General features: G+C 63.5%; 6 protein-coding genes. All 6 read right to left on the bottom strand.

Translation table 11 applies throughout. The features are described 5' to 3' along the window. The coding region (secA, locus tag YH3_RS12640) for a preprotein translocase subunit SecA (RefSeq protein ID WP_064443517.1) at window positions 1–2,588 on the bottom strand (2,588 nt) is incomplete at its 3' end. A gap of 131 nt (window positions 2,589–2,719) precedes the next feature. Beyond that, complete coding sequence (gene hpf / locus YH3_RS12635) at window positions 2,720–3,400, bottom strand: ribosome hibernation-promoting factor, HPF/YfiA family (RefSeq protein WP_003940893.1); 681 nt, start codon at window positions 3,398–3,400, stop codon at window positions 2,720–2,722. A gap of 175 nt (window positions 3,401–3,575) precedes the next feature. Further along, entirely contained in the window at window positions 3,576–4,307 is a 732-nt protein-coding gene (locus YH3_RS12630; protein WP_003940811.1) for a ComF family protein, read from the bottom strand. A 33-nt stretch (window positions 4,308–4,340) separates the two neighbouring features. After that, complete coding sequence (gene lpqB, locus YH3_RS12625) at window positions 4,341–6,119, bottom strand: MtrAB system accessory lipoprotein LpqB (RefSeq protein WP_003940768.1); 1,779 nt, start codon at window positions 6,117–6,119, stop codon at window positions 4,341–4,343. Next, window positions 6,116–7,855 (bottom strand): MtrAB system histidine kinase MtrB, encoded by a 1,740-nt coding sequence (gene mtrB, locus YH3_RS12620; RefSeq protein WP_019747781.1) that lies wholly within the window; start codon window positions 7,853–7,855, stop codon window positions 6,116–6,118. The genes lpqB and mtrB overlap by 4 nt, the downstream gene beginning before the upstream one ends. Next, window positions 7,852–8,529: an MtrAB system response regulator MtrA gene (gene mtrA, locus YH3_RS12615; RefSeq protein ID WP_003941013.1), complete on the bottom strand. Its 678-nt coding sequence runs from the start codon at window positions 8,527–8,529 to the stop codon at window positions 7,852–7,854. Before mtrA ends, mtrB begins: the two co-directional genes overlap by 4 nt. Window positions 8,530–8,532: the final 3 nt, after the last annotated feature.

Below are 8,532 nucleotides of genomic sequence, written 5' to 3'. Positions count from 1 at the left end.
TTGGGCGCCGTGGCGGACGCCGCGGCGGCAGAGCCCGCGGTGACGGAAATTCCACTTGCGGGCTGCGCCGGAGCTGCCTCGACCTGCAGGTTGAAGAGGAATCCGACGGACTCTTCCTTCAATCCGTCGAGCATGCCGATGAACATGTCGTAACCCTCGCGCTGGTACTCGACCAGCGGATCGCGCTGGGCCATCGCACGCAGACCGATTCCCTCCTTGAGGTAATCCATCTCGTAGAGATGCTCACGCCACTTACGGTCCAGGACCGAGAGGAAGACACGACGCTCGAGTTCACGCATACCGTTTTCGCCGGCGATCGCATCGATCTCGGCTTCGCGCTTCTTGTACGCCGCGTGGGCGTCTTCGAGCAAAGCGGTTCGCAGGTCGTCACGGCTCAGGTCACTGTTGATGCCTGCGCCGTCCTCCCCTGCCAACGTCTTGTGATCGATGCCGACCGGGTACAGCGTCTTCAGCGCCGTCCACAGCTGCTCGAGATCCCAGTCCTCGACGTATCCCTCGGCGGTGGCACCGTCGACGTAGGCGGTGACCACGTCAGTGATCATCTGCTCGACCTGGCCTTCCATGTCCTCACCCTCGAGGATCTGGCGGCGCTCCTTGTAGATGACCGTTCGCTGCTGGTTCATGACCTCGTCGTACTTGAGGACATTCTTGCGAATTTCGAAGTTCTGCTGCTCCACCTGGGTCTGAGCGCTCTTGATGGCCTTCGAGACCATTTTGGCTTCGATCGGGACGTCGTCGGGCAGGTTCAGGCGCGTCATGATCGACTCGAGTGCCGAACCGTTGAAACGGCGCATGAGCTCGTCACCGAGCGAGAGGTAGAACCGCGATTCGCCGGGATCACCCTGACGTCCGGAACGACCACGCAACTGGTTGTCGATTCGGCGCGATTCGTGACGCTCGGTGCCCAGGACGTACAGGCCGCCGGCATCGCGGACCTTCTCGGCGTCTGCCTTGACCTCAGCCTTGACCTCGTCCAGGACTGCGTCCCAAGCCGCCTCGTACTCGTCCGGCGTCGTGACCGGGTCGAGGCCCTTCTTGCGCAGCGCGATGTCCGCGATGATGTCCGGGTTACCACCGAGCACGACGTCGGTACCGCGGCCGGCCATGTTGGTCGCGACGGTGACCGCGCCGGAGCGACCGGCCTCGGCGATGATGGTCGCTTCCTTCTCGTGGAACTTGGCGTTGAGGACGTTGTGGGCAACGCCGCGCTTGGTGAACTGCTTGGACAAGTACTCCGAGCGCTCGACGCTGGTGGTACCGATCAGGACGGGCTGGCCGTTCTCGTGGCGCTCGACGACGTCGTCGACCACCGCGTCGAACTTGGCTTCCTCGGTCTTGTAGATGAGGTCGCCGTTGTCGACTCGGACCATCGGACGGTTGGTCGGGATCGGGATCACACCGAGCGTGTAAGTCTGGTGAAGCTCGGCAGCTTCCGTCTCGGCGGTACCCGTCATGCCCGACAACTTGTCGTACAGACGGAAGTAGTTCTGCAGGGTGATGGTGGCAAGGGTCTGGTTCTCCGCCTTGATCTCCACCTTCTCCTTGGCCTCGATCGCCTGGTGCATGCCCTCGTTGTAGCGGCGGCCGACCAGCACGCGGCCGGTGAACTCGTCGACGATGATGACCTCACCGTCGCGGACGATGTAGTCCTTGTCCTTGGTGTAGAGCTCCTTGGCCTTGATCGCGTTGTTCAAGTAGCTCACCAGCGGCGAATTCGCGGCTTCGTACAGGTTGTCGATACCGAGCTGGTCCTCGACCAGTTCGACGCCCGCCTCGTGCACACCGATGGTGCGCTTGCGGATGTCGACCTCGTAGTGAACGTCCTTCTTCAGCAGCGGCGCGATGCGCGCGAACTCGCTGTACCACTTGCTGGAGCCGTCGGCCGGGCCCGAGATGATGAGGGGGGTTCGGGCTTCGTCGATGAGGATCGAGTCGACCTCGTCCACGATGGCAAACGCATGGCCACGCTGGACCAGGTCGTCCAACGAATGCGTCATGTTGTCGCGCAGGTAGTCGAACCCGAACTCGTTGTTGGTGCCGTAGGTGATGTCGGCTGCGTAGGCGACGCGGCGCTCGGCCGGCGTCATACCCGAGAGGATCACGCTGGTCTCGAGGCCGAGGGCGCGGTGAACGCGGCCCATCCACTCGGAGTCACGCTTGGCGAGGTAGTCGTTGACCGTCACCACGTGGACGCCGTCACCCGCGATCGCGTTCAGGTATGCCGGAAGAACACAGGTCAGGGTCTTGCCCTCACCGGTCTTCATCTCGGCGACGTTGCCGAAGTGCAGGGCCGCGCCGCCCATGATCTGCACGTGGAAGTGCTTCTGGTCGATCACGCGCCACGACGCCTCGCGGGCAACCGAGAATGCCTCGGGCAGCAACTCGTCGAGAGTTTCCCCGGCGGCATAGCGCTCACGGAACTCGGTGGTCTTGGCTTTGAGTTGCTCGTCTGTCAGGCCTTCGACATCGGGCGACAGAGATTCCACATGCTCGGCGATGTGCTTGAGCCGCTTGACCATGCGACCTTCACCAACACGGAGCAGCTTCGATAGCGACAGCGACGGCACAGTCTTCTTCGTCCTCAATCTTCGGCGACAGGGGGTCACACACTGAAAATCCGGCCGGGGTCCGAAAACTCCGGCCGGATTCCATGGTAGGCGCTACCGGCGGCGAGCGAGCAAACCCACCACCGATTGGGTCATGTCAGGCGGATCAATCCGTAGTCGAAAGCGTGACGACGGTAGACGACGGACGGCTTGTCCGACTCCTTGTCATGGAAGAGAAAGAAGTCGTGTCCGACCAGTTCCATCTCGTAGAGAGCGTCGTCGATGGTCATCGGCTCGGCCGGGTGATCCTTCGTGCGGACCACGCGTCCCGGGCCGTCGTACTCGTCCGGCTCTTGACCGTTCAGCGAAATGTCCGGTGTGACTCCGAGTGAATCTGCGTCGACGAGGGAGGCGGTTGCCTCCGCGACGGACACCGGTCGCTTGTCGCCGTAATGGACCTTCTTGCGGTCCTTGGTTCGACGGAGGCGACTCTCGAGCTTGTCGATCACCGATTCGAAGGCGGCGTAGAAGCTGTCTGCGGACGCTTCGGCTCGGGCCACCGGGCCTTTACCTCGAGCGGTGATCTCGACGCGCTGGCAACTCTTGGCCTGTCGTCGGTTGCGTTCATGTTGGAGTTCCACGTCGAAGTGGAATATGGAGGGGTCGAAGTGTTCGAGTCGCGCCAGCTTTTCCGAAACGTAGATTCGGAAGTGATCGGGGATCTCGACATTTCGTCCCTTGACTACGACGTCGGATCTCGGAGCTGCGGCATTCTCGGAACGCTCGATGGTGGCGTCCTCGATGAAAAACGAGGCTTGCGAAGGGGTCGTCACTCGTACCTCCCAATTACGGCCCCGCCCCACGGTGGGCGGCGGCAAATTCTGCAAGTACCGAGAGGGGATCCGCCCGGCACCAGTATCGAAGTACCACCTCCTACCAGTATTTTCGGGTGTGCCGCCGACGCTAGTACGTAACGCGCGCGAGTGCCACTGTTCCAACGAAATTCATCTAAGCCCCTGCAAGGACAAGCACGAGAGTTGTCCGAATCCCACTGAGCGAGAGGGCCCGAACCGACTCTGCCGCAGTCGCTCCCGTGGTGAGGACGTCGTCGAGCAGGACGATGTCACTGTCCCCGGCAATCGAAGAGATCGCAGTGGTGTCGAGAGACACATGACCGTTCACGTTGGTCACCCGGTCGGCCGCGGACAGTCCCACCGAGTCACGTACACCTCGCGTCATCCGGAGAATCGGACAGACACGTACCGGACGACCCGCGACAGAACCAATTTCCCGCTTTCCGCGCATACTTTCGGCTATCCGGCGAACCGGATCACCCCCGCGAGATCGCGCCGCTCGGGCGCGCGTGGGAGCCGGCACCAGCACGATCGGCGGACGACCCCCGCTGCCGAGCTCGCCCCACCGTTCCAGAGTGGCCAACGCGTCGGCCACAGCGATCCCCAGAGGCATCGCGAGGTCCCGACGACCCCGTTCCTTCATCTCGATCACACTGCGCCGCCTGGGGCCGTCGTAGCGGCCGAGTGCCCAGACGGGCACGCCCGGATCCACGCGCGGACTCAGTTGAAGCGGATGATCGCGCAGCAGTTCCGCGCACTCACCGCACCACAGAGTCCCCGAGCGGCCACACCCACCACACTCGCGTGGCAACAGCAGGTCGAGCAGACCGGCACCGAATTTCTTGTCCCCCATGGCCGAATCATGAACCTGAGCACCGACATGCATCAGAGCGCAGACATTCACCAGAGCGCAGAGACGTCAGCCAGGCAGAACCGGAATCGCCTTCTGTCCGGTCAGCACGGTCACCTCACGCCAGCGGCGATCCCCGGCGGGGTCGTTGTTGTTCAGTTGGAACACCGCACGCGCGTCGGCGACGTACTCGGTGGTCGGCGATGCATCCACGGAGGTGACGGGAGCGGTCAGGTTTCCACTCGGCAGCGCGTCCATTCGTGAGCCGTCGATCGCGACCTGGACGACCGGTATGTCGGCTCCACTGCGCGCGATTACGATGGTGTCGCTGTTGCTCCAGTCGAGTGAGAGCGCGGTACTGCCCAAGCCGGACGCCACTGCGCGTGGACTCGTCAGGGCGTAGACCCCGCTGGCGGTGCGCACGACCACAGCCAGGTAGACCTTGCCGTCGATGATCATCGCCGCTCGCACGCCGTCCCGCGACAGACGCAGTTCCGAGATCGTCGAACCGACCGACGTCAGGGCCCCGACGTCGACGTTGGTGACCGACACCCGGCCGGTGCCTGGTTCACGGACGACCCGAACGACGGTATTGCCGTTCACAGCCGTCCAGACCGCGTTGTTGTCCAGCTCCCACGAAGGCCTGGTGATGGCGCTGCCTTCGAGTACCGGAACGGACCCTTCGCCGTATGTCCCGAGCGACAAGTCGAATCTTGTGCCGGGATCCGGCCGAGCGGTGTCCGCGACGGCTGCCACCAACTTGCCGTCCCGTGAGAGAGCAGCCGCCGTGAGGTTGCCCGCATTGCCCGCGAAACCGGGCACCGGAGTCGCCTCTTGCTCGGTGACACTCACCAGTGAACCGTTGCGCAGTGCGTGCAGTCCGACGGTTGCACTCGTGGTGGCCAGTGGGTTGGTGGATGCGACGTCGGCGGTGGTCCAGCCGTCGGCATGAGCCGCGTCCAGCGGTTCGCCGTCGATCTCCAGAACGTACGGCCCTGCCACATCGGCGTTGGCGAGCGTCCAAATGACCTGTGCTGCAAACAAACCGCGAGTAGCAGCATCCATCGGGTTGTCAAGGCGGAAGTTGATGCGCACACCACCGAGACCGACTCCGACCTGTCCCGGCTTACCGTCGGCCTTGGTGATCGGACCGATCACCGACACGCCATTGCCCAGTTCGTTTCGCACAGCCGGCGCCAGCGCTGCCTTCGGTCCGTCGATCATCAGACCGATCAGCTGAGCCGCCACCTGGTCCTGCCCGCCGGAGATCCAGCGAAGATCGGGGACGACCGTCTGGCTGGTGGGGTCGAGGAAGAACAACGACTTCCGCTGGTAAGCGCCGAGGAACTGCGGACGCTCCATGATCACGCCGGGAGGCAGATCACTGATCCGCCATTCGCCGTCGGTCAACGCCAGGGTCATCCTCGCTTCGAAGCTGCCCTCTTCGGGAACGTACAGTCCTCCCGGGTCGAGGCGACCGACCTTGTTCACACGAATCGTGTAGACGGCTTCGGTGCTGGTTCGAGAAACCGAGAGCACATCGACCTTGTCGACGATGACAGCACTTGCCGCGTCGTCCCAACGCGCCGAAGCGTCCTTGGTCAGGTACTGACGGGCTGCGGCGTGCCGGTTGGACGGATCGGTACTCGCCTTTACGAAGTCACGTACCAGCAGGTCCGGCTCTCGCCCCGAGGCCGGTGATTCGACGGAGGTTCCGGGCACAGCGGTTGCCAGAGTTCCGATTGCCTGCGGCGAGGAGGATTCCGGCAAACTCGCGCACGCGCCGGTCAGCAACAGCACGCTGAGCGTTGTTGCGAGAAGTGCCAGACGGCGGCGGGTTCCGATCATGATCGATCCCCACCGTTGGACTCGTTCCGCGAGTCCGATTCGCGCGGAGTCGGCAGGGACGACGTGACCTCGCCGACTGTATCGGCGACGATGTCGGCTTCGCTCGGCGTGCGGACGAACTTTGTGGTCGTCGGCTTGAGAGGCAGTGGGCTCGACACGACTTTCTTGCCACGGGTGCGCGAGAGCGTCAGCCGGAAGCAGGCGCCGACTCCCGGTTCGCCCCAGGCCTCGAGCTTGCCGTCGTGCAGATTCGCGTCTTCGACACTGATCGCGAGGCCGAGTCCGGTGCCGCCACTGCGGCGCACGCGGGACGGGTCCGATCGCCAGAACCGGTTGAAGACCAACTTCTCCTCGCCCGGACGCAACCCGACGCCACTGTCGCGGACGATGAAGGCGAGGGCATTGTCGTCGGCGCGAAGGCGAAGCAGAATCGGCTTCCCCTCACCGTGGTCGATGGCGTTGGCAAGGAGATTTCGCAGGATGCGTTCGACGCGGCGCGGATCGACATCTGCCATGACCGGCTCGTCGGGCATGTCCACGATCAGTTCGGTGCCGGATTCGCGGGCGAGATGGCGAACCGTGGAAACGGCCGCTCGCGCACACATACGGACGTCGAGTTGTTCGGACGCAAGTTCCGCGACACCGGCGTCGTGACGGGAGATCTCGAGGAGGTCCGCCAGTAGCCCTTCGAACCTGTCCAGTTCGGCGACAAGCAGTTCCGACGACCGACGCAGCATCGGGTCGAGGTTCTCGCTGCCGTCGTAGATCAGGTCGGCTGCCATCCGGACCGTGGTCAGAGGTGTGCGGAGTTCATGGCTGACATCGGAGGTGAAGCGTTTCTGGAGACTGCCGAACTCCTCCAGCTGGGTGATCTGTTTGGACAGACTCTCGGCCATCTCGTTGAAGGACATGGCCAGGCGCGCCATGTCGTCCTCGCCGCGGACCGGCATTCGTTCCTTGAGTCGGCCGTCTGCGAAACGCACCGCGATTCGTGAGGCCGATCGGATGGGAAGCACGACCTGCCTGGCAACCAACAGCGAAATCGCAGCCAGGAGCACCAGCAACACGGCTCCACCGATCAGCAGGGTGCTTCGAACAAGCGACAGACTCCGGTCTTCGCTGGCGAGCGGGAAGATCAGGTACAGCTCGAGTCCCGATATCGACGACGCGGTGGGGCTACCGATGATCAGCGCTGGACCGGAGTAACCGTTCGGGTTGGACACCGTCGCGAATTGGTAGCTGATCTGGCCGCGTTTGACGAACTCGCGAAGGTTGTCGGGGATCTGATCGACCGGTCCCGAACTCGTCGGCTGGCGCGGCCCGTCCCCTGGCACGATGAGCACCGGGTCGAAGGTGCCGGCCGACCCGGAGGCCTGGCCCGAGGTCTGGTTTCGACGGCTGGTCAGTCCGGATGCAGCGCTTTCCAATTGAACGTTGAGCGCCGTCGAATCGTCGACGCCCGCGAGTTGGTCTTCGACGATGCCGCGGGCTCGGTCCATTTCCTCGGTCGCCGCGGTGATCTTCGTTTCCAACAGCCGATCGGTGATCTGGCTGGTCAGCACGACACCGAGAATGACGATGACGATCAAGGACAACGTCAAAGTCGAGACGACCACTCGCAATTGGAGCGAGCGTCGCCACGTGTGCGCGAGGGTGTTGCTCATCGAGTGACACCACCGCAGAAATGGCGTCAGCCGTCGGTTGAGACGACGACGCCACCTGGAAACTCCGCTCACGGCGGTCCGGCCTTGTAGCCGACCCCCCTGACCGTCAGAACCACTTCGGGATTCTCGGGATCAGTTTCGACCTTGGCGCGCAAACGCTGAACGTGCACGTTCACCAGGCGGGTGTCGGCGGCGTGGCGGTATCCCCACACCTGCTCGAGGAGGACTTCACGGGTGAACACCTGGCGCGGCTTGCGCGCCAATGCGACCAGCAGGTCGAATTCGAGTGGTGTGAGCGAGATCTGCTCGCTGCCGCGGCTGACCTTGTGTGCCGGAACGTCGATCACGATGTCGGCGATGCTCAGCAGCTCGGCCGGCTCCTCTTCCGTGCGGCGCAGGCGAGCACGCACCCGCGCCACCAGCTCCTTCGGCTTGAACGGCTTCATGATGTAGTCGTCCGCACCGGATTCGAGGCCGAGCACGACGTCGACGGTGTCGGTCTTGGCCGTCAACATCACGATGGGCACGCCGGAATCCGCACGCAGAACTCGGCATACGTCGATCCCGTTCATTCCGGGAAGCATGAGATCGAGCAGGACGAGGTCGGGCCGGGTCTCACGCACTGCCGCGAGCGCCAGGGTTCCGTCGCCTACCACGTAGGGATCGAAACCCTCACCACGCAGCACGATCGTGAGCATCTCGGCGAGTGCCGTGTCGTCGTCGACAACCAGAATCCTTGGTTTCATATC

This window comes from Rhodococcus sp. YH3-3, assembly GCF_001653035.1.
GTDB classification, from domain to species: Bacteria; Actinomycetota; Actinomycetes; order Mycobacteriales; family Mycobacteriaceae; genus Rhodococcus_F; species Rhodococcus_F qingshengii.
The sequence above is the reverse complement of the archived record's forward strand: the minus strand, read 5'-3'. Positions and strand labels throughout refer to the sequence as shown.

Bases quoted from the DNA above. Each gene is read 5' to 3' on its own strand.
- YH3_RS12630 (WP_003940811.1), bottom strand. From the start codon at position 4,307: ATGCATGTCGGTGCTCAGGTTCATGATTCGGCCATGGGGGACAAGAAA.
- lpqB (WP_003940768.1), bottom strand. From the start codon at position 6,119: ATGATCGGAACCCGCCGCCGTCTGGCACTTCTCGCAACAACGCTCAGC.
- mtrA (WP_003941013.1), bottom strand. From the start codon at position 8,529: ATGAAACCAAGGATTCTGGTTGTCGACGACGACACGGCACTCGCCGAG.